Here is a 21,455-nt window from a genome sequence, read left to right on the forward strand (position 1 = left end):
GGCGTGAGCGCGCCTCTGCCCGCTTCGGGCTTGTCGTCGCGCCCTGTCCGGCGCATCGAGTCGCGCATGCCCCATCGCCGGCTCCGCATGGTCGCTGTCAGCCACCTCGCCGTCCTCGCCCTGTGCCAAGGCGTCGCCCTCGCGCAGCCGGCGCCTCCCCAGGGTCGACCGGGCCAGCAGGCTCAGCCGCGGCCGGGCCAGCAGGCGCCCGCGGCGGCCCCGACGACGGCGGCCGCAGCGCCGCCGGCGATGCCGCAGCGCATCGAGGTGAACGACCCGGCGCTCGCGCCGGTCCCCCCGCCCGCGCGCACGCTGGCGAGCTGGAACGACGCGCGCGGGATGATCGAGCAGCGGTCGGTCGACTTCGCGATCGCCGTGCAGGAGGTCGCCCGCGCCGAGGGGGTCGCGCGGCGGGCGCTCGCCGCGGCGCTGCCGAGCCTCGACGCGCGCGGCGACGTGACGCACGAGCTGGCGGGCGGCGGCGCCGTGAGGTTCCCGCCGGGCATCGCTCCCGCCCCCGGGGAGCCGGGCGCGGGGGCGATCGAGGACGCGCCGACGACCGCGTCGGCGTCGCTCACGCTCCGCCAGCCCATCCTCGCCCCGCGCGCCTGGTACGGCATCGGCACCGCCAGGCGCTCGGTGGACGTCGCCAAGCTGAGCCTGGAGGATCGCCGCCGCGTCACCGTCGGCGCGGTGGCGGACGCCGTCGTCTCGATCGTCACGGCCGAGCGGGTCAGCGAGATCAACCGGGTCGGGCTGCGCAGCGCGCTCGAGCGGCTCGAGCTGACCCGGCGGCGCGAGCGCCTCGGCACCGGCACGAAGCTCGATGTCGTCCGCGCGGAGCAGGACGTCGCCCTCGCCCGCGCGACGCTCGTGTCCGGCGACGAGGCGCTGCGCAAGGCGCGGGAGACGCTCGGGGCGGTGCTGGGCGAGCGCGGCGAGGTCGGCGTCCCGCAGGGCTTCTCGCTGAACGCGATCGCGGCGGAGGTGCAGTCGGAGTGCGCCGAGGCGCGCTCGGATCAGCGCGCGGACGTCCGCGCCGCCCAGGCCGAGCTCGAGATCGCGGAGCGCAACCTCACCGACGCGAAGCTCGCGTTCGCCCCGTACGTCGATCTGTCGAGCACGCTGAGCGCCCGCACCTCGATCGGGGACGAGTCCACCCGAAGGGCGCGGTCCTGGGGGTGGTCCATCAGCGCCGTGCTCACCGTCCCCATCTGGGACGGCGGGGCGCGCTACGGCGATCTCCAGATCAGCCGGGCCGCGGTCGAGCAGCAGCGGGTGCGCCTCGGGGCGGTGGAGCGCACCGCGGGGCTCGAGACGACGCAGGCGGTCCGGGGCGTCGCCGTCGCCGAGCAGTCGCGCGCTGTCGCCGAGCAGTCGCGCGACCTCGCGCGCGAGACCGCGCGCCTCACGCAGGTCGCGTTCGAGGCCGGCACCGCGACGAGCTTCGATCTCGTCGAGTCCGGCCGCAGGCAGCGCGAGGCCGAGCTCGATCTCGCGGTGCGGGAGTTCCAGGTGGTGAAGGCGAAGATCACCGCGCTGCTCGCGTCCGCCTCGTGCAAATGAGGTGCGCGCAGGACGTGCGCCCGCCGAGCGCGGCCGCGACCTCGCGCGGGGGTTGTGCCGAGCGACCGCGCGAGTAGGCTACGCGCCCGATGGAGCGGCTCGAGAGCTACGTCGAAGGGCAGTGGCGCGCCGGCCAGGGCGCGCCGCACGTGCTCGTCAACCCCGCGACCGAGGAGCCGCTCGCCGAGACGAGCACGGACGGCCTCGACCTCGCGGCCGCGGTGGCGTTCGCGCGCGCCGAGGGCGGGCCCGCGCTGCGCGCGCTCACGTTCGCGCAGCGCGGCGAGGTGCTCCGCGCCATGTCGCGCGCCGCGCACTCCGAGCGCGACGCGCTCATCGACGTCGCCATCCGGAACGGCGGCAACACCCGCGGCGACGCCAAGTTCGACATCGACGGCGCGATCGGCACGCTCGCCTACTACGCCGACCTGGGCGCCCAGCTCGGCGACGCGCGGCTGCTCACGGACGGCGACGGCGTGCAGCTCGGGCGCTCGCCGCGCTTCTTCGGCCAGCACATCCTCGTCCCGCGCCCCGGCGTCGCGGTGCACATCAACGCCTTCAACTTCCCCGCGTGGGGGCTCGCGGAGAAGGCCGCCTGCGCGCTCCTCGCGGGCATGCCCGTCATCACGAAGCCCGCGACCAGCACCGCGCTCGTCGCGCTCCGGCTGATGAAGATCTTCACCGAGCGCGCCCCGCTGCCGCGCGGCGCGCTCTCCTTCGTCGCCGGCCCGCCGGGCGATCTCCTCGCGCACCTCGGCGGCGAGGACGTCCTCGCCTTCACCGGATCGAGCGCCACCGGCGCCGCGCTCCGGCTCTCGCCCGGCCTCGTGCGGGAAGGCGTCCGCGTGAACGTCGAGGCCGACAGCCTGAACGGCGCCGTCCTCGGCCCCGACGCCGTCCCCGGCTCCGAGACGTACGCGATGTTCCTGCGCGACGTCGTGCGCGACATCACCCAGAAGGCCGGCCAGAAGTGCACAGCGATCCGCCGCATCTTCGCGCCCGCGGCCGTCGTCGACGCCGTGCGCGACGACCTCGTCGACCGCCTCCGCGACGCGCGCGTCGGCGATCCCGGGCAGGAGGGCGTCACGGTGGGTCCGCTGACCACGTCCGATCAGCTCCGCGGCGTGCGCGCGGGCATCGAGCGCCTCGCGGCGGGCGCTGCGGTGGCGCTCGGCGGCGCTGGGCCCTTCGAGGCGATCGGAGTGCCCCCGGGCAAGGGGTACTTCGTGCCGCCGACGCTGCTCGTCGCGAGCGGCCCCGACGGCGCGCCCGCCGCGCACGAGCACGAGGTCTTCGGCCCCGTCGCCACGCTCTTCCCGTACGACGGCGGCGCGGCGCACGCGGTGGCGCTCCTGCGCCGGGGCCGCGGGAGCCTCGTTTGCTCGGTCTACAGCGACGACCGCGCCTTCGCGGCGGAGGTGCTGCTCGGCGTCGCGCCGTACCACGGCCGCGTCCTGCTCGGCAGCGAGAAGATCGCCGATCAGGCGCCCGGCCCGGGCACCGTCCTCCCGCAGACGATCCACGGCGGCCCGGGCCGCGCCGGCGGCGGCGAGGAGCTCGGCGGCCTGCGCGGGCTCCATTTCTACTCGCAGCGCACCGCCGTGCAGGGGTCGCGGCCGATCCTGGAGGCGATCCTCGGGGCGAAGGGCGCGCCCCGCCCCGCGCCGGCGAAGCCGTAGATCGCGAAGGCCGGGGTAGCTCTTTCCGTGGACTTTATGGTGAAGTCTCGCTCATGAGCGCGGGCCCGCAACTCATCGGCAAGACGATCGCAGGGCGCTTCCGCGTCACCGGGTTCATCGGCGAAGGCGCGATGGCGGCTGTCTACCGCGGCGAGCAGGACGCGGAGCCGCGCGACGTCGCCATCAAGATCATGCACCCGCAGCTGCTCGGCGACGAGACGTTCGTCACCCGCTTCTACCGGGAGGCGAAGGCGGCGTCGCGCCTCCACCACCCGAACACGGTGCAGATCCTCGACTCCGGCGTGGAAGGGCACCTGCCGTACATCGTGATGGAGCTCGTCGCCGGGCAGGACCTGTTCGAGGTCCTGCTCGCCGAGCGCCGCTTCTCCGAGGCCCGCGCCGCGCGGTTCCTGATCGGCATCACCGACGCCCTCGCCGCCGCCCACGCGCGGGGCATCGTGCACCGCGATCTCAAGCCCGAGAACGTGATGGTCATGCGGGATCCGGCGGATCCGTCGGTCGAGCGCGTGAAGGTGCTCGACTTCGGGATCGCGAAGATGGTCGAGAGGAACACCCGCGGCGGCGGCGACGACGGGCCGAACAGCGCGCCCATCAGCGTCTGGGGCTCGGTCACCACGGTCGGCGTGGTCGTCGGCACGCCCGCGTACATGTCCCCGGAGCAGTGCCGCGGCGACGTCATCGACGGGCGCAGCGACGTGTACGCGTGCGGGGTGCTCCTGTTCCTGCTCGTCACAGGCCGGCTCCCCTTCCCGCCCACGCCCGTCGCGTGGGAGGTGGCGATGGATCACCTCCGGAAGCCGCCGCCCGCGCCGAGTCAGTTCCTGCCGCAGATCCACCCTGCCCTCGAGGCGATCATCCTCACCGCGCTCGCGAAATGGCCGAACCAGCGCCAGCAGAGCGCGGCCGAGCTGCGCGACGAGCTCGAGCGGCTCCTCCCCCACCTGTCGGAAGCGCTGCTCCCTGCCGCCCGGACGAGCGCGCCCGAGGACGCGCCGACCCTCGAAGTGGCGATGCCGCCGTCGCTCCGGAGCTCCATGACGGCCGCGCCGCCGCTGCGTGAGGGCGACATGCCGCCGCCGGCGCAGCGGGGCGAGGTGCTGGCGAAGTCCGTGTTCCGCGAGGCGTCGCTGACGGACGGGCCGCCGTCGAGCGCGATCCTGTCGCTCGCCGCGACGCTCCCCGGCATCGCCCTCCCGCGCGAGGCGCCGGCCGGACCGACGTCGGACGACTTCTCGCGCACGCTCCCGGCGGTGCGGCGGCTCGTCGCGCCGACGAGCGATCCGCCGGCAAGCGACGTCGTGATCCACGATCGCAAGGACTTCGGGCCGCTCCTCCCTGCCGCGGGCGCCCGCGCGCCGTCCCCGAGGCCGGAGGCGCCGCGCGGCGCCGGCGCGCCCGCCGCCGCCGCGCCGGCGCGGCCGCCGTCGCGGTCCTCGGCCGAGAACGTCATCGAGATCGCGCCGGCGCCGGTCCGGCGCGATCGCCGCCCGCCCGCGCGCCCGACGGACCTGTGGATGGTCAAGCTCGTGGTGCCGCTGGCGCTGGTGATCGGGCTGGCGCTCGGGGTGCTCGCCTTCTTCCTGAGCCGCTGACGCCTCGCGCCTCAGGCGCTGGCCGGCGTGACCGGCGCCTCGAAGGCGGCCCGGAGCGCCTGCGCGCGCAGCTCGACCGCCGCCGAGGCGGGCGGCGGGACCGGCGCCTCCGCCTCGGCCGACAGCGCCATCGCGAACGCGTCGATCGCGGCCTCGACGACGCCCTCGATCGGGCGCGCCGCGAGCTCGTCGGGGGCGTCGTGGACCGCCACCATGCCCATCAGGACGGCGCGCACGTGGGCCGCCGCCCGCGGCGACGGCGCGGCGCCCGCTTCGTCGGCGCCGCTCGCACCGCGCGCGCCGCGCGCCGCCGGCTCGGCGCCGGCCCGCGCCGCCCTCGCGATCTCGGCGGAGAGCGGCCAGCTCAGCCGCGCCACGAGCCGCTCCTGCACGTAGGCGCGGACGCTCGCGTCGGTGCGCTTGCGCTCCTCGGGCAGCGCCGCGATCGGGCGCAGGTCGGACGCGAGCTCCCGGCGCGCCGGCTCGAGCGCCTTGTCGATCGCCGCGGCGAGCGCGCGCCGCTCGCGGCGCAGGTACGCCGCGCTCGCGCGGAGCCGGTCGGCCTCGGCGCGCGCCCTCCGCCCGGCCTCGCGGTCCTCGGCCGCGCGCGCCGACGCCGCCTGGGCGAGCTCGGCCGCGATGCGGCCCGCCTTGCGGCGGAGCGCGCGCTCGCGGAGCGCGTCGCTCGCGTCGACGATCTGCTCGGCGAAGAGCGCCTCGACCTCGGCCCACCCCGACGCCGCGAGCGCCGCCTCGTCGCCGAGGCGCCCCTTCAGCGAGAGCCTCGCCGAGAAACCGATCGGCGGTGTGAGCGAGGCGATGGAGCTCGCCGCGAGGCTGTCGCGCACGTGCGCGAGCACCGTCTCCAGGGCGTCGGGCTTGAGCCGGTCGGCCTTGTTCGCGAGGATCTGCACGGGCACGCCGAGCGCGCTGATCTCGGAGAGCACCCGCCGCTCCGACTCCTTCATCGCCTGGGGCGCGTCGAGCAGCCAGATGGCGACGTGGGCCTCGTCGAACGCCCGCCGCGCCTCGGCGATGTGATCGGGGTCGGGCGCGTTGAAGCCGGGCGTGTCGAGGATCTCGACGCGCTTGAGCCGCTCGATCGGCGCGTAGATGAACACCCGCGCCACCTTGTCCCCGGCCGCCGCGAGCGCGCGCAGCGTGTCCTTCAGCGCCGCGTGCGGCACGACGCGGTCCTGGCCGCCGCGCACGACGACGCGCGCGAACGGATCGGGCGCCCAGGCGACCCAGTGGAGCGTCGCGGTCGTCGGCAGGACGCCGGTCGGCGCCACGTCCTCGCCGAGCAGCGCGTTCAGGAACGTGCTCTTGCCCGCGTTGAACTCGCCCACCACGGCCGCGCGGAGCGGCCGCTCCCGCTCCACCGCGAGGGCCTCGATCGCCGCGAGCAGGTCGAGCCGGTCGAGGAGCTTGGCCGTGCGCGCGAGCTCGCGCAGCACGTCGCCCCACGCGGCGGCCGCGCGGGCCCCGGCGGGGCCGCCCGCGGGGGGGACCCACGCCTGCGCGATCGCGCGGCGCATGTCGTCGGCCCACGCCGCGCCCTCGCCGGTCACCGCGTCGAGCGCGTCGAGCGCGCCGCTCCCCTGCCCCGCGGACGCCATCGCCGCGGCGTCGCGCAGCCGGACGAGGTCGGGCGGGAGCGGGGGCGCGGCCGCGCCGCGCGGCGCCTTGTCGTCGTCCTTGGCGTTGCCACGCGCGACGAGCGCGTCGAGCGCGCCGAGGTCGCGGGTCTCGACGGCCATGCGGAGCAGCGCCGCGGCGGCCGAGCGGTCGCCCGCGGAGAGCCCGCGCGCGAGCGCTTGCCGCGCGTCGTCGCGCCGCCCCTCGGCGAAGGCGAACGCGGCGGCCCAGGTCGGCTCGTCGAGCGCGCCCGCGGCGCGGACGACGCGGCGCACGCGGTCGACGACGAGCACGTCGCGGGAGGCGGCGACAAGGGCGGCGCAGAGCTCGGCCGCGCCGGGGACGTCGAGCACGAGCGCCCGCAGCCCGAGGTCGAGCGCCCGCCCCACCACGGCGGGCGGCAGGGCCGCCGCGGAGGAGCCCGCCGCGGGGAACCCCGCCGCGGCGCTCGCCTCGGCCAGCGCGAGCCGGGCGAGCACGAGGGCGGCGCGCCCCTCGATCGCGGTGGGCTCCCCGAGGATCTCCGCGGCGGTGCGCGCGCCGTCGAGATCGCCGTACGCGAGCGCGCACTCGGCGCGGCGGAGGGCCACGTCGCGGTCGGGCACGGTCGTGAGCGGCGCCGGGATGCGGTCGAGCCAGCGCTGCGCGCGGGCCGGGTCGCCCGCGGCGAGGTCGAGGTCCGAGAGATCGAGCAGCGCGAGGCGCGCCGCGTCGCGCTCCTCCGGCGCCGACGTCGCCCGCTCGAGCGCGTCGCGCGCGCCGTCCCAGCCGATGCGCTGCCCCGCGCGGCCGAGGCGGAGCCACACGTCGGCGCGCCACGGGACGCGCTTCGCGAGATCCGTGAGCGAGGCGACGACCTCCTGGTCGAGCCACGCGTCCTCCGCCGCGTCGGCCCAGAGCGCCAGCCCGACGGCCGAGTCGGGCAGCACGGAGAGGATGGTGCGGGCGTGCTCGCGGGCCTCGAGGGGCATGCCCTTCGCGAGCGCGGCCTCGGCGGCGCTGCGCTCGTTCTCGAGGCCGAGGGCGAGGATCTCGACCCGCCCGAAGAACCGGTTCAGCGCCTCGACGAGCCTGGCCATGGGCGGGATGAAAGCCTCCCGGGAGGGCGGTCGTCCAGGAAGAAGCGAACGCTGGAGCGGCGGGCGGCCGGGCTCCGATCTGGCCGGCGGCTCCCCCGGGGAGCCTCGCTGGAGGTCTCGACCTGGGGGGTGCCTCGAAAACGAGGGGGACCGTCAGGTCTGGGCCCCTTCAGGATCTGACCACAAGCGCTCGGCCAGGTCTCGATCGGACCGAGCCCGGAACGTGAGCGCCTGTTGTTAGAGTGGACCTGTGCCGGCAGACATCGTTAAAGGGCGCGTCGACGCGCTGATCGTCACCGCGCTGCAGGACGAGCTCGAGGCGGTCCTCGCGCTCGGCGAGGGCGGTCGAGACGGCTGGCGGGAGGCGCGGGATCCAGGCGGGTTCCCGTACTTCGTCCGCGACCTCCCGAACGACCGCGGCGAGCCGCTCCGCATCGCCGCGGCGTGGTCGGGGCGGATGGGCGAGAGCGCGGCGGCGGCGAGGGCGCAGGGGCTCATCGAGGAGCTCGATCCAGGGTGCCTCGCGATGTGCGGCATCTGCGCCGGCAAGCGCGGCGAGGTGTCGCTCGGCGACGTCATCGTCGCCGACCGGGTCTACAGCTACGACGAGGGCAAGCGCGTCGCCCACGGCGGCGAGGGCGCGTTCTTCCACGACATCGAGACGTACAACCTCGAGCGCACGTGGAACATGGATGCCGCGCTCTTCGCGCGCGAGTTCGAGCGGCAGACCGCGTTCGCGGCCGAGCGCCCGCCGTCGAAGCCCTCGCAGGCGTGGTGGCTCCGGCACGCGCTCTACGCGAGCCAGGTGGAGGGGGGACCGCCGCCCGTCTCGCGGCCGGAGCGCGCAGCGCGGTGCCCGGGCTGGACCGAGCGCATCGGCGAGCTGGAGGCGGCGGGCGCGCTCCGCATCGGCGACGGCGGCCTCGAGCTCACGGATGCGGGCGTGGCGCAGGTCCGCCGGGATCGCCTGCTCCACCCGGACGGCCCGCCGTCGGCCCGGCCGTTCCGCGTGCACATCGGCCCGATCGCCACAGGCAAGGCGGTGCAGGAGGACGCGGGGCTGTTCGAGCGGCTGAAGCCGATCGGGCGCAAGGTGCTCGGCGTCGAGATGGAGGCCGCGGCGATCGGCTACGTCGCGGAGCGCCTCGGGCGGCGGTCGATCATCGCGAAGGCGGTCTCGGATCACGCCGACCACGACAAGGACGACAGCTTCCGTGCGTTCGCGTGCCGCGCTTCGGCGGAGTTCCTCGTCGCCTTTCTGAGGCGCTTTCTTGCGCCTGCGCGCGCCGATCACGCCGGGCGAGGCCCGAGGCTGCGCCGCTTCCCGGCGCGGGTGCGGGGCGGCCACGCGGATCCGCACGGCGACGACATCCTCCTGCCGGGGGAAGGGCGCAGCGACGATTTCCTCTCGCGGGTCGAGCGCGTGTGCAGGCTGCGCGAGCCCGAGGGCGTGAAGATCGAGTGGTTCGACGCGCCCCTCCCCTTCGGCGTCTACCTCCGCGTCTCGGTCAACGAGGGCGGCATCGTCCGGATCGCGCCGCTCGCGGCGCTCGAGAGCGGCATCTCGACCGAGGCGGTCTCCGCGTTCATCGAGAGCATCGACGCGTCGTACCGGCGCGAGGATCCCGGCCTCGTGTCCACGCTGGTCTACGGCGGCGAGCCCGCACCGGAGGAGCTCGTGCGTTACGCGAGCGCGCGGCGCGTGCGCCTCGTGCGGTTCCTCGAGTACCAGGGCCTCATCGACTTCCGCGGCTACCTGGCGTGGCAGAACGCGGGCCTCGAGCGGGATCTCACGTATCCGCCTGCGCTCTACGTCGACCAGCGCATCGCGCTCACGATGGGCCAGGAGGAGGTGCTGCACGAGCGCGCGCTCGACGCCGTCGCAGAGCTGCTCGACTCGGAGCACAGCCGGTTCGTGCTGGTGCTCGGGGACTTCGGCACGGGCAAGACGTTCCTCCTTCACGAGCTCGCGCGGCGACTGGGCAGGGCGGGCGGCCCGCTGACGCCGGTGCTCATCGAGATGCGCGCGCTGGAGAAGGCGCGCGACCTGAACGCGCTCATCGCGCAGCACCTGGCGCTCGCGGGGCTCGGCAAGATCGATCTGCCCGCGTTCCGGCACATGCTTGGCGAGGGGCGGATCGCCCTCCTGTTCGACGGCTTCGACGAGCTCGCCTTCCGCGTGACGTACGACCGCGCGGTCGAGCACTTCGACACGCTGATCCAGGCGGCGCAGGGCAAGGCGGCGAAGGTGGTGGTCACGAGCCGCAGCCAGCACTTCATCTCGGAGCAACAGGTGCGGTCCGCGCTCGCGGAGAAGGCCGCGCTCTTGCCCGGCTACCGGCTCGCGCGGCTGCGACCGTTCACCGAGGGGCAGATCCACCGGTTCCTGGTGAATCGGCTCGGCAGCGAGGAGGCGGCGGACGCGCGCATGCGGCTGCTCGCGGACGTGAAGGACCTGCTCGGCCTGTCGGCGAACCCGCGGATGCTGGGGTTCATCGCCGAGATCGAGGAGGCGCAGCTGCGGCAGGCGAAGTCGGGCGACGGCGAGATCACCTCGGCGGGGCTGTACAGGCTGCTCCTGGATCGGTGGCTCGTCTGGGAGTACGAGCGCGCGCACCCGAAGGGCGCGCAGCCGGGGCTGTCGGTGGCGCAGCGGTGGCGGGCGGTGACGGAGCTCGCGACGCGGCTGTGGCAGCGGACGGAGCAGAGCGTGAACGTGCGCGAGCTGCCGGCGGAGCTGATCGCGGCGCTGCAGGCGCTCGGCAGGCACGAGCTCGATGTCGGGGTGACGGCGCACCAGATCGGATCGGGGACGCTGCTCGTGTGGGACGACCAGGAGAACTTCCGGTTCATCCACCAGTCCGTGCTCGAGTGGCTCGTGGCGCGGGAGGCCGCCGAGGAGGTGCAGCGCGCCGGCGAGGCGGCGGCGCTCGCGCAGCGAGAGGTGAGCGACCTGATGGCCGATTTCTTCGGCGCGCTCGCGGGAAGGGAGGCGGCGGCGACGTGGGTACGCGCGGCGCTCGGCGGGGCGTGGGGGACGGTGGCGGCGGCGAACGCGCTGCGGATCGACGGGCGGATGCGGCTCGGGGTGGGCGAGCGGATGAACCTCGCGGGGGCGGACCTGCGGGGGCAGGACCTCTCGGGGAAGGACCTCAGCGGGTGCGACCTGCGCGGGGCTGACATGAGGGAGGCGAAGCTCGTGGGGGCCAACCTGAGCGGCGCGCTGATGGCAGGGGCGCTGCTCGACGGGGCGGACCTCTCCGGCGCGGCGCTCCGCGGGGCGGATCTGACGGGGGTGACGGCGGTGCGGGGGCGCCTCGTGGGCGCGGATCTGACGGGGGCGACGCTCGCTTCAACGAGGCTGCGCGGAGCGAAGCTCGTCGGGGCGCGGGGGGCGCGGTTCGATGGGTGCGACACGTTCGGCGCGGCGATGCCGGAGGCGGCGAGGTTCGAGCCGGCCTGGATGCACGGCAGCCGGTGCAACGCCGTGGCGATCAGCCCCGATGGGACCTTGCTCGCATCGGGTCACGCCCACGGGATCGTGCTGTGGGACATGGCGACAGGGAGCGCGCTGCGCAGGCTGAACGGCCACGTCGCCTGGGTTACGAGCGTCACCTTCAGCCCTGACGGGGAGACGCTCGCGTCCGGCTCGGACGATTGCACCGTCCGGCTGTGGGACGTCTCGACTGGCAACGTGCTCTGCGTGCTCAAGGGGCACGCTCATAACGTGAACAGCGTGACGTTCAGCCCTGACGGCGAGACGCTGGCTTCCGGGTCTTCTGATCGCACCGTCCGGCTCTGGCAGGTGGCCACCTTCCAGCAGATCGCCGTGCTCCGCAGCCATCTGGATGGAGTGATGGCCGTCAAGTTCAGCCCCGACGGCGAGACACTGGCTTCCGGAGCCCACGACACCGTCATCCGGCTCTGGAAGGTCGCGACCGGCGAGACGCTCCGCGTCTTGAGCGGCCACCGGGGTGGCGTCCTCAGCGTTGCGTTCAGCCCCGACGGCGAGACGCTGGCCTCCGGCTCCCTTGACTACGACATTGGCCTCTGGCGCGTATCGACGGCCGAGATGCTGCACATGCTGAAGGGCCACGCGCGACATGTGAGGAGCGTCGCGTTCAGCCCTGACGGCGCCACGCTCGCCTCTGGCTCGGGAGATGGGGCCGTGCAGCTGTGGAATCGATCAGGCGTCGCGTTACACGCGCTCGAGGGCCACGCTGCCGGCGTGACGAGCGTCGCGTTCAGCCCTGACGGCGCCACGCTCGCCTCGGGATCGAAGGACAACACGGTGCGGCTGTGGCAAGTGTCGAGCGGCGGCGCCTTGCGCGTGCTGAAAGGACAGCCGAGCGTGGCGATCGCCATGGCCTTGAGCAGCGATGGTGCGACGCTCGCGCTCGCCTCCGAGGACTTTGGCGCTCATCTCTGGCGGATGTCGACATGGAATGCGCTGCCGCCGCCCATGCATCGCCGCCTCCCCACCGTGACGCTAGCCTTCAGCCCTGACGGCACGACGATGGCGTTCGCGCACTACGACCACACGATCCGGCTCCGGAGACTCGGCGCAGACCGCACGGAGCTCGTTTTGAGCGGGCATTATCATGGCATCACGGATATCGCCTTCCGCCATGACGGGGGCGTGATCGCGTCAGGCTCGCTCGACAGGACAGTGCGACTCTGGCGCACCGAGACAGCGGAGCCGCTTCGCGTGCTGGAAGGTCACGACGATGGAATCAGCAGCGTGGTGTTCAGCCCTGATGGATCGACGCTGGCCTCAGGATCGGTCGATCGAACCATCCGGCTCTGGCAGGCGGACGGCGAAGGAGCGGTGCGTGTGCTGGAAGGTCATGGCCACGCCGTGAGGAGTGTGGCGTTCAGCCCTGATGGATCGACGCTGGCCTCGGCATCGGACGACACGACCGTGCGGCTCTGGCCCCTCGCCGAGGGCCGCGAGCCACGCGCGCTGCGCGGCCACGCCGGCCCGGTGATGGGCCTGGCCTTCAGCCCCGACGGTACCTGGCTCGCATCGGGATCCGACGACGGCAGCGTTCTCCTCTGGCGCGTGTCCGCCGACGAGATGGCGCGCGTCCTCCAGGGGCACACCGGCGAGGTCGTGAGCGTGGCCTTCATGCCGGATGGCGAGACGCTGCTCTCCAGCTCCACCGACGGCACCGTCCGCTTCTGGGACGTGCTGACCGGCGCTTGCCTCGCCGTGCTCCTCAAGCTCCCCGAGGGCTGGGTCGCCTTCCGCCCCGACGGCCGCTACAAGGCTGGTGGCAACGTCGCGGGAGGCTTCTGGCACGCCGCGAACCTCTGCCGCTTCGAGCCGGGCGAGCTCGAGGTGCTGGTCCCTGGCCTGCGCATCCCGGACGACGAGCCGGTGCTCCCCTTGCGGCCTGCGCTCGGCCGGGGCTGAGCGCGGATTGCCGAGCTGCCAGCCCGATCCATTACGGCGCCTCGTCGATCGCCTCGATCACGATCCCGCCGAATCGGCCCTCGTCGGCGCGGCACCTCACGCCCCGGATGACGCATGCGTGGCTGTCCCGAGGCTCGCCGGTATCCGCGTAGCGCGCCCCGAAGCCGCCCTCGAACGACGTGTTGAAGAACTCGAGAGGCCGCCCGGCCTCGTCCGTGGCCTCATGCTTGCAAAGCCCGCACACCGCGCGCGGGTGGCGTGGCCACAGCTCCAAGGGATCACCGCAGATCGGGCATCGGTGCGTCCCGTCCGGCATCCCGCTCCCGTCGGCGGTCACGAGGCGCGCGCCGCGCTCGCCTGCGGCGGACCTGTACGGGCCGCTGAGCCCCGCGATGCTGGCGCGGTCCTCGCTCGCGGCCGCGAGCAGGCCGGCGCCGGCGAGGGTGAGCGCCTCGAGCGCCGCCGCGAAGCCGGGCCGGTCGCCGATGTCCTCCCCGCGATCCTCGTGCCAGGATGCGATCTCGACGCCTTCCCGGCTGGCCCAGGCCTCGATCGCTTGGCGCTGCTCTGGAGCCGAGGCGCACGCGGCGTCCGTGGAGACGCGGACGTAGGCGACGGCGCGCTCCGGGCTGCCGCGCTTGAACCGGCGAGCTGTCATGCGCGACGAGAGAATCCTGGACGGCGATGGTTGTCCAGCGGGGCGTGGTCGCGCGGACGCGGGTGGCTCGTCTCCGAGCGGCGCGCGCCGGAGGTTCGCCGCGCCCCTGTCCGATGCGTACCTCGGCACGCTCTCGGCGGAGACGTGCGCCGCCGACCGCGCGCGCATCGGACGGTAGCGCGGCAGCTCTGCGGACCACGCCCAGCAGCGCAGCGCCCCCGAAGGGCACGGCGCTTGCGTGATGCGCCCAGCCAAGGCATCCGCTGCGTCCGGGTAGACTCCGGACCGATGCTCCTCCCGCCGAGAACGACAGGCCTCGCCGCGCCCGCGGGCGTCCTGCGCCCGTGGCCCTCCGTGCTGGCGACGTGGGGCGCTGGAGAGCGGAGCACGCTGCACGCCCACCATTGCTGGCACCTCGTGCTGGCGCTCGACGGGGAGCTCCAGATCCAGACGGCCGACAGGGGCGCATTCCAGCCGGGAGGCGCCGTCCTCACGGCCCCGGACACCGCGCACGCGATCGACGCGTCGGGTGCCCGTGTGCTCATCGTGTTCATCGAGCCGGAGAGCGACGTCGGAGATGGGCTCGCCCAGGCGTTCGGGGCGTCGCCCATCGAGGTCATGGGCAGCGAGACCGCGGATCGGCTGCGGTCGTGCGTCGCCGAGCGTGGAGAGGCCGGGCTCTCGGCGGCGCTGCCCGGCGTGTTCGAGGCGCTGGGGATCGCGGTCCCGCCCTCCTCGCCGAGGCCGAGGCACCCGGGGGTCCGGCGGGTGCTGCGCCATCTGCGGGAAGGCGCCGGAGACGCGGACACGTCGCTCGAGGCCCTGGCCCGCATCGCGCGGCTCTCGCCGGGGCGGTTCATGCACGCCTTCACGGAGAGCGTCGGTGTGCCGCTGCGGCCGTACCTCCTGTGGCTCAAGCTGGAGCGCGCCGGGGCGGCGATCGCCGGCGGCGCGGCGCTCTCGGAGGCCGCCAGCGCGGCCGGCTTCGCAGACGCGGCGCACATGACCCGGACCTTCCGCCGGATGTTCGGGGTGAGCCCCTCCGATCTGAGACGCCGTAGCCAGCTCGTTCAAGACCGGTGAAGGGCAGATTGCCATGGTGCACGCATGGCACCTGTCCTTGTCCTCACGGTCTCGTTCGCGGTGTTCCTCCTGCTCGGGCGCCTCGGCGTCAGACACCTCGCGCGCTGGGTGACGTGCTTGAGGTACGCCCTCGCGGCCATGTTCCTGCTGACCGCGTCGGCCCACTGGGGGAGCCGGCGCGCCGAGCTCGTCGCCATGGTGCCGCCGGCGCTGCCGTATCCCGAGCTCCTCGTGACCGCCACGGGCGTGCTGGAGATCGCCGGCGCGGCGGCGCTCCTCGTCCCGAGGCTCGCGCCGTGGGCGGCCGCGGGGCTGACGGTGCTGCTCTTGGCGATGTTCCCTGCGAACGTGGTTGCCGCGCGCGCGGGGCTCACCCTGGGCGGCAGCCCGGTGACGCCGCTCGTGCCGCGGACGCTGCTGCAGATCGTGTTCATCGCCGCGACCGTCGCCGTGGCGATCGGCGGCCGCCGCGAGGACCGGCGCCGGGAGTAAACGCGGCGCTCCGCTCGACGTCCCGCTCCAACCCTCAGGCTCAGCACGCGATCATGTCCAGACATGCCCGCCCGCCTCGCCGACCAGCCGCACACGCTGCGCGGCGGCTGTCCGCAGTCACGAGGCTCGGATCGAGAGACAGCGCGACACCTGGACGCGCTCGGGCCGGCAGGCCCCGCGCTGGACCCGCCAGAACGGGCACGATAGCCTCGCGTCCGGTGCGCTTTCGCCGGCGCACGCCCGAGGGAGCCCCTCTGGTGATCGAGAGGCATCGGGGAGCGGAAGACACCCATGATCTGCGTCGCGGTGAAGGTGGAGACGGAGTGCGGCACCTGCCGGCTGCCGATGCCGGTGAACACGCTGGCCCGCGAGGTGAGCTGCGCGAGCTGCGGAAGGCCCGCGGCGCTCGCCGATGATCTCTGGAAGGCGCTGCTCCGCCATCCGATCCACGACGGCCCGAAGATGCTGCTGCAGGAGGGGCGGTCCACGTCCGCGGGCAAGCTCTCGGCTGCCTACACGCGGCGCGCGCCCTCCTGCCAGGGCTGCGAAAAGGAAATTCCCATCGAGGACATCCGGGAGGTGCGGGAGCACGCGACGGTCACGTGCGCGCGGTGCGCGACGCGGACCTGGGTGCGAACGGTTCCCGCAGAGCTCGCCGGAGCGCTCCCGAGCATCACGCACCTGGTCGGCGAAGACCCGGATCCGGCCGCCATGGCGCCGGAAGGTGCGGCCGAGGCGGCGACGTTTCCCTGCCCGCAGTGCGGATCGCCGGTGCCGTTCGATGGCGTGACGCGCGCGTGCGTGTGCAGGTTCTGCAACGCGAGCGTGCACGTGCCGGACGACTTCGTGTTCCGCGGGCGGAGGAAGGTGGCGGCGAGCTGGTTTCTTTGCTTCGATCCGTCGATCACGGACGGCGCCCCTGCCGCGGAGGCCGTCTCGGCGGGGCTGTTCGATTGGGAAGAAGAGCCGCCGCAGGTGGCCGTCGACGCGGAGGGCAATCTCTACTGCGCAGCCACGCAAGCGCACTGGGTCGCAAGCAAGCCCTTCATCGTGTCCCAGAAGCGCGATCATATCCTCTGGTCCATCGATCCCTCGCTGAACGTCCGCTGGATCCAGCGCGGCCGATTGAAGGCTGCGCGCCTCGTGCTCTCCCCCCGGGGCGCGCTCCTCGTGACAGACTCCGGCAAGTCACCGCAACCCTGGCTCTCTTCCGAGACCGGCACACCCACGGAGGTCGCGGACCATTCGTCATCGGGAATCGTTGACCTCCTCCGCGATTGCGACGATCTGACGTGCTGCGCGGATGGATCGTTGTTGTTCCTGACAAAGGACAAGATGCGGCGTACTGCCTCGAACGGCGTGGAGGCGCTCGTGTGGCCGCACGGCGATTCACGGGATCGCACGGATGGCACCCTGATGACCCCGTGCGAGCTCGCCGATCACCCCGAGAGGATGTGTACTGCCGGTACACGCGTTCATGGCGGTCCGGACGGGGCAATCTATCTGATGAGCCGGGACGAGATTGCTCGCTTCGATGCAAGCGGGCGGAAGAGCTACGGCGTGGCGTTCTCTTCCGAGCCGCCGGAGCCAGGGTTCTGCATCTTTGGTGCCGATGCTCGCGGCAATGTCTACGTGCTTCGCTGCGAGCAGCTGGTGCGAATCAACGCGAGTGGCGAGCAGCGCGTCGTCCTTGAATCGAAGCGCGACAGGTTGCCCCGACCCGAGATGAGCCTCGCCGTGTGCCCCGACGGCGCGTTCTGGCTCTTCGGCACGGAAGGGCTCGCCTGGAAGTTCGATCCGGGCGGAGCGTTGCTCTTCGACAGTGGAAAGCAGCCCAGACCCGAGAAGCCGAGCCACCAAGACCTCTTGATGCAATCGACGGAATCGCTGGGAGTGCGCGTCAAGAAGCGGACTGATCTCGAGATAAGAAGGGACATGCTCGTTGGGAACATCTTTCTTTTCTGCCTTGGGCTCGTGATGGTGGCGATCTTCGCGCTCGTCGTCTCGCTGATGGTTCGCTGAGCGCTAACCGAGGTCGATCCGGTTGCCGTTCACCGTTACTTTCGACGACGAGCACTGGACACTGTTGTTTCCCTTCGCCAGCCTGGCGACGCCCGCGGTGACGGTGCACTTGGAGGCGCCCTTCCGGATCTCGGTCATCCCGCTGGTGACCTCGAGGCCATCGGCGCCGTGACCTACGGTGACCTTGCTGGCCTCTGCTTTCATTCCCCAGTCGCCGCCCTTGACCTCCACGGAGCTCCCGCCCTTGACCTCCGCTTTGGCGTTTGCTCTGAGGTGGATGTTGGCGCCCGTCTCATCCAGATCTGCAGAAGCGTTTATAGTTGTCTTGTCGGTGGACTGGATTGTGATGGCTCCGCTGGACTTAACTTGAGTGTTTTTGGCGCTGATATTGAGTGCGGAGGATGTCGTAATTTGCATGGGCCCTTCGCTGTGCGTGTGTGAAGGGCCGCTCGACTTGGACACGTAGCTGCCGAGCGAGAGAAGGTCGATCTTCTCTCCGGCTGTGATGAGCGTTCTGGCGCCCGCTCCGATCGAGACGGTGGCCGGCGACTTCAGCATCGCCACCGCACCCCCAGCGACGATCGCCTGCCCGCCCGAGGACAGGGCGGCGGACGTGGTGCCGCCGACGAAGGCGTCGACCATGCCGATCAGCACGGCCGAGTTGACCGCGCCGCCGAGGAAATGGGGGGAGCCCATGCCGGGCACCACGCCCGCGAAGCGGGCCACGCCGGCGAAGGAGGTGGCCGCCGCGGCCATGCTCTTCGCCGTGGCCACGCTCGCGGCGTCCGCGGCCTTCCCGGCCCGCTGCGCGCTGTTGTTGATGAGGTCCTCGCGTGCTTTGTAGCCATCGATGAGCCCCTTCGCGCCCTTGCCGAGCTCCGAGGCCACATCGACCCCCGCGGCCCATTGCCGCCGTGTCAGGTCCTCTTCGGCGAGCGTCTTCTTCAGATCCTCGGCCTGCTTCTTCGCCTCGGTGAAGCGCTTGGTCCCCTCGATCGCCTTCGCGTACGCGGGCCGCTCCGTTTCCCATTCCTCCTTCGTCATCGACCTCGGGACGCCGTAACGATCGAACCTCATGGGCGGATCGAGCTCGGGATAGGGATCCTTCTTCTGGGCCTCCGCGAGCGCTCTCTTCATGTGCTCCTCCTCGACGACGGCCGCTTCATCCGCCTGGGCTTGCTGGTAGGCGTCCCACTTCTTGAAGCCGTCGAGCGCGCCCTTCGCGACGCTCGCGATCCCGTTGAATATCTTCACGCCTTTATCCCCGAGCAGCGCGCTCCCGATGCTCGATGCGCCGCTGGCGAACTGGGTGATGCTGGACGAGGCCCAGAGGGACGCCACGTCCGTGAGCGTGGTGCTCACCGAGGTGAGCGTGTTGACGCCGGCGGCGCCGACCGCCGTGAAGGCCTCGGTCGTCGTGAGCGCCGCCCCCGCCTCGGGCGTGTTGGGCGAGCCGAGCTGGAACGTGGCGCCCCCGAACGGCGTCGACAGCTTGATGCGCTCCTCCCCCTCGGTGTCGTCGATGTTGATCTCGTTGCCGCCGCCCGTGCGGATGACGTTCCGCCGCCCGTTCTTCGCCCCGACCGTGCTCGGGGTCTGCGGGTTGGGCACCGCGCCGGTGATGATGGGCCGGTCCGGGTCGCCGTCGATGCAGGTGAGGAGGACCTCGACGCCGCTCCGGAGCGGGAAGTGGAACCCGTAGCCGGCGCCGGCGTGCGGCTGGGCCATGCGGACCAGCCTGGAGGCCTTGCCGTCCTCGGCGCCGCTCGTGTCGAACTGGAAGCGCACGCGGTAGCGGCCAGCCTCGTCGACCTCCGCGTACTGGCCCTTCTCGGCCGCGTCGATGACCCCCGTGATGGCCCCGTGCACCCTGGGCTTGGGGGTGACGCGCGGCGGGCGGTAGGTCGTGGCGAAGGGGATCGCCCGCAGCTCGTTCGCGTAGGCGTGCTCGCCGCCGGTCCCCGCGTTCATCGCCGCCTGCTGCAGCCTGTGGCGCACCTCGACGAGCAAGAGCTCGATGTCGCCGCGCGGGTGCCCCTCGAGCGTGAACCGCGCCCCGGCGCCGAGGGCCTGCACGTCGCTCGCCCCCTCGAAGACCTTGCGGCCCGCGCGCAGCTCCTCGGCCCGGATGGCCGCGATGCGCTCGCCCTCGTCGGGCGTCTTGAAGTGCGCCCCGTACTCGACGATGCCGCCGCCGGCCGCGTCGGAGACCGCCGCGGCCGCCATGAGCGGCACGTGCGGCGTGCGGTAGTTGTAGTCCTTGACCACGTAGCGGCCCGGGACCTTGCGCGTCGTGCCCTCGATCCGGTGGACGCCGACGTGCTCGCCCCGGGGATGGAAGTACGCGCGACCGCCGCCGGGGATGGGCGGAAAGCCGCTGTTCGCGTCGGTGAAGACGATGACGTCGCGGTCGTCCCGGTGCTCGAAGAAGAACGAGATGCCGAGGTGCTCGGCCAGGCGCGAGGCGAACTGGAGATCCGTCTCCCGGTACTGCACCACGTACTCGCGGGGCGGATACGACCCGACCAGGCGGAGCTCGAAGTCGTCGCCCTCGCACAGGCCCGCGCGCTCGAGCTTCTTCTTGAGGATCTCCGGGACCGGGAGGTCCATGAAGATCTCCGACGTCTCGGTGAGCGTCATGCGGAAGGCGCGCGGCACGAACGTGAGGGTGTATGCCATGTGCGACGCCTCGGTGAGGAGCGCGTCGCGCACGACCGCGATCTCGCCGAACAGCCGCCGCTCCTCGCGGTCGCCCCGGAGGAACACCAGGGCGGCGGGCTCCGCGAGCAGCGCCTCCTCGTCGAGCCCCTCCGGGCTCTTGCACACGATGTGGAGCTGGAACTCGAACAGCTGCGAGATGACCTCGCACCCGGTGAGCTCGTACAGCTCGACCGCGTCGGCGGAGAAGGCGCCTGACTCCAGGCGAGCGGACAGGATGTCTTTCATGGGCGTCCGTCGGGTGAGAAGACGCCAATATCGCCCGGACGCGCGGCCTGGCGCCAAGGATTCGCGGCGCCGCGGAGGGTCGGCGCCGCGGGGTCCACCGCGGTCGCTTCCGCGCGAACACAGCGAACCGCGGTCCAGAGAATCCCGGACCCCACGCGAGCGACGTGGATTGCGGACCGGCCGCAGGCCGTGTCGCGACATGCCCGCCCTCCCTCACCGGTATGGCCCCCCTCGCCGCTCGCCCCGCAGCGCCCGCGCGAGCGCCAGCATCGGCTGCAGCACCTCCCGCGCCGCCGCCGGAGCCCCAAGCACCGCCGCGAGCCTCACCGCGATCTCCTCCGGCCCGACCGAGAGCACCGCGCCCTCGACATCGCGAAACCACGACACCTGCTCCCGGAGCGCCGCCGCAAGCGCCTCCGCCGCGGCCGCACCGCCGCCGGCGCCCTCGATCGCCGGCTCCAGCGGCAGCGCGACGCGCGTCCCGACCGCCGCTGCCCCCTTGAACAACGTCGCCACCTCGAACCGCGCCCCCTCCAGGTAACCCGTCAGCCGCATCGGGCCAACCTGGAGCGAACCGCCGCTCTCCTCGGCAAAGCGGCGCCACGCGGGCAGCCACGACTCCATCGACGCCGGCGGCGGCGGCAGCGCCGCGCCGGCGGCCGCGATCGCCTGCGCGAGCGCCTCGACCTGCTGCAGGAACAGCTCGAGCACCGACCCGTCGAACGCCCCCACGGCGCTCCGCACCCGCGCCCGCGCGTCGTCCAGCTCCACCTTGGGGAACGCCGTCAGCGCGGCGCGCAACGCAGGCGTGAGCGCCGCCAGCACCTGCGCGTCCTCGCGCCCCCGCAGCCGGAAACGCCCGTCGAACGCGGGATCCCCGGTGACCACACCGACGAGCTCCAGGGAACGCCGCGGCCGCACCTGAAGATCCAGCCCCAGGGCTCCGCGAAGCGCACCGTGAGCGCGCTCCCGCCGTCGCAGCCGCCCTGGGCGAGCGCCCCTACTCCGCCGCCTCCCCCAGCCACGCCCGCACGAGCTCGAGCGTGCGCGCGTTGTCGGCCGCGCGCTCCAGGAAGTGCTCCCGGAACACCTCGTCGCGGATCTTGGCCGCGCGCTCGAGCTGCCGCGCGCGCGCCTCGGCGATCGCCCGCGCGGCCTCGGCGCGCCGCCCGCAGACCGACAGCGCCTCGGCATGGACCAGGCGCACCACCGACTCGCCCTCCTCCACAGCGCCGCCGTGAACGGCGCTGGAAACGGAGCGGA

The 21,455-nt window shown here is 73.2% G+C and carries 12 protein-coding genes; 7 read left to right on the forward strand and 5 right to left on the reverse strand.

Features of this window, described 5'->3' with window-relative positions; genetic code table 11:
• Nucleotides 1–66 precede the first annotated feature (66 nt).
• From WME95_RS20505 to WME95_RS20515, 3 genes are all read left to right on the forward strand, one after another.
• Nucleotides 67–1,566, forward strand: a complete 1,500-nt coding sequence (locus WME95_RS20505; protein ID WP_437910060.1) for a TolC family protein — start codon at nt 67–69, stop codon at nt 1,564–1,566.
• Nucleotides 1,567–1,655: 89 nt separating this feature from the next.
• Nucleotides 1,656–3,245 (forward strand): 3,4-dehydroadipyl-CoA semialdehyde dehydrogenase, encoded by a 1,590-nt coding sequence (locus WME95_RS20510; protein ID WP_437910062.1) that lies wholly within the window; start codon nt 1,656–1,658, stop codon nt 3,243–3,245.
• Between the two features lie 53 nt (nt 3,246–3,298).
• Nucleotides 3,299–4,858, forward strand: coding sequence for a protein kinase domain-containing protein (locus WME95_RS20515; RefSeq protein WP_437910064.1), 1,560 nt, complete (start codon nt 3,299–3,301; stop codon nt 4,856–4,858).
• Between the two features lie 11 nt (nt 4,859–4,869).
• On the opposite strand, the gene WME95_RS20520 is transcribed toward WME95_RS20515, so the two are convergent.
• The gene (locus WME95_RS20520) at nt 4,870–7,575 is read right to left on the reverse strand and encodes a dynamin family protein (protein ID WP_437910066.1); all 2,706 of its coding nucleotides are present in this window, start codon (nt 7,573–7,575) and stop codon (nt 4,870–4,872) included.
• 250 nt (nt 7,576–7,825) lie between these two features.
• On the opposite strand from WME95_RS20520, the gene WME95_RS20525 reads away from it, so the two are divergent.
• Nucleotides 7,826–12,991: a pentapeptide repeat-containing protein gene (locus WME95_RS20525; protein ID WP_437910068.1), complete on the forward strand. Its 5,166-nt coding sequence runs from the start codon at nt 7,826–7,828 to the stop codon at nt 12,989–12,991.
• 31 nt (nt 12,992–13,022) lie between these two features.
• On the opposite strand, the gene WME95_RS20530 is transcribed toward WME95_RS20525, so the two are convergent.
• Nucleotides 13,023–13,649 carry a recombinase family protein gene (locus WME95_RS20530; RefSeq protein WP_437910070.1) on the reverse strand — a complete coding sequence of 209 codons (627 nt, stop codon included), beginning with the start codon at nt 13,647–13,649 and terminating at the stop codon, nt 13,023–13,025.
• A gap of 288 nt (nt 13,650–13,937) precedes the next feature.
• On the opposite strand from WME95_RS20530, the gene WME95_RS20535 reads away from it, so the two are divergent.
• The 3 genes from WME95_RS20535 to WME95_RS20545 all read left to right on the forward strand — a co-directional run bounded on the left by WME95_RS20535 (nt 13,938) and on the right by WME95_RS20545 (nt 17,246).
• Nucleotides 13,938–14,732, forward strand: a complete 795-nt coding sequence (locus WME95_RS20535; RefSeq protein WP_437910072.1) for a helix-turn-helix domain-containing protein — start codon at nt 13,938–13,940, stop codon at nt 14,730–14,732.
• 24 nt (nt 14,733–14,756) lie between these two features.
• Complete coding sequence (locus tag WME95_RS20540; protein WP_437910074.1) at nt 14,757–15,224, forward strand: DoxX family protein; 468 nt, start codon at nt 14,757–14,759, stop codon at nt 15,222–15,224.
• 291 nt (nt 15,225–15,515) lie between these two features.
• Nucleotides 15,516–17,246 carry a hypothetical protein gene (locus tag WME95_RS20545; protein ID WP_437910076.1) on the forward strand — a complete coding sequence of 577 codons (1,731 nt, stop codon included), beginning with the start codon at nt 15,516–15,518 and terminating at the stop codon, nt 17,244–17,246.
• 3 nt (nt 17,247–17,249) lie between these two features.
• On the opposite strand, the gene tssI is transcribed toward WME95_RS20545, so the two are convergent.
• The 3 genes from tssI to WME95_RS20560 form a co-directional block, all read right to left on the reverse strand.
• Nucleotides 17,250–20,192 carry a type VI secretion system tip protein TssI/VgrG gene (tssI, locus tag WME95_RS20550; protein WP_437910078.1) on the reverse strand — a complete coding sequence of 981 codons (2,943 nt, stop codon included), beginning with the start codon at nt 20,190–20,192 and terminating at the stop codon, nt 17,250–17,252.
• 213 nt (nt 20,193–20,405) lie between these two features.
• Nucleotides 20,406–21,113 (reverse strand): hypothetical protein, encoded by a 708-nt coding sequence (locus WME95_RS20555; RefSeq protein WP_437910080.1) that lies wholly within the window; start codon nt 21,111–21,113, stop codon nt 20,406–20,408.
• A gap of 79 nt (nt 21,114–21,192) precedes the next feature.
• A complete protein-coding gene (locus WME95_RS20560) occupies nt 21,193–21,402 on the reverse strand; it encodes a hypothetical protein (RefSeq protein ID WP_437910082.1) in 210 nt (69 codons plus the stop codon).
• Nucleotides 21,403–21,455 lie beyond the last annotated feature (53 nt).

Origin of the sequence: Sorangium sp. So ce327, from assembly GCF_051530205.1 — a bacterium.
Classification (GTDB): Bacteria; Myxococcota_A; Polyangia; order Polyangiales; family Polyangiaceae; genus Sorangium; species Sorangium cellulosum_B.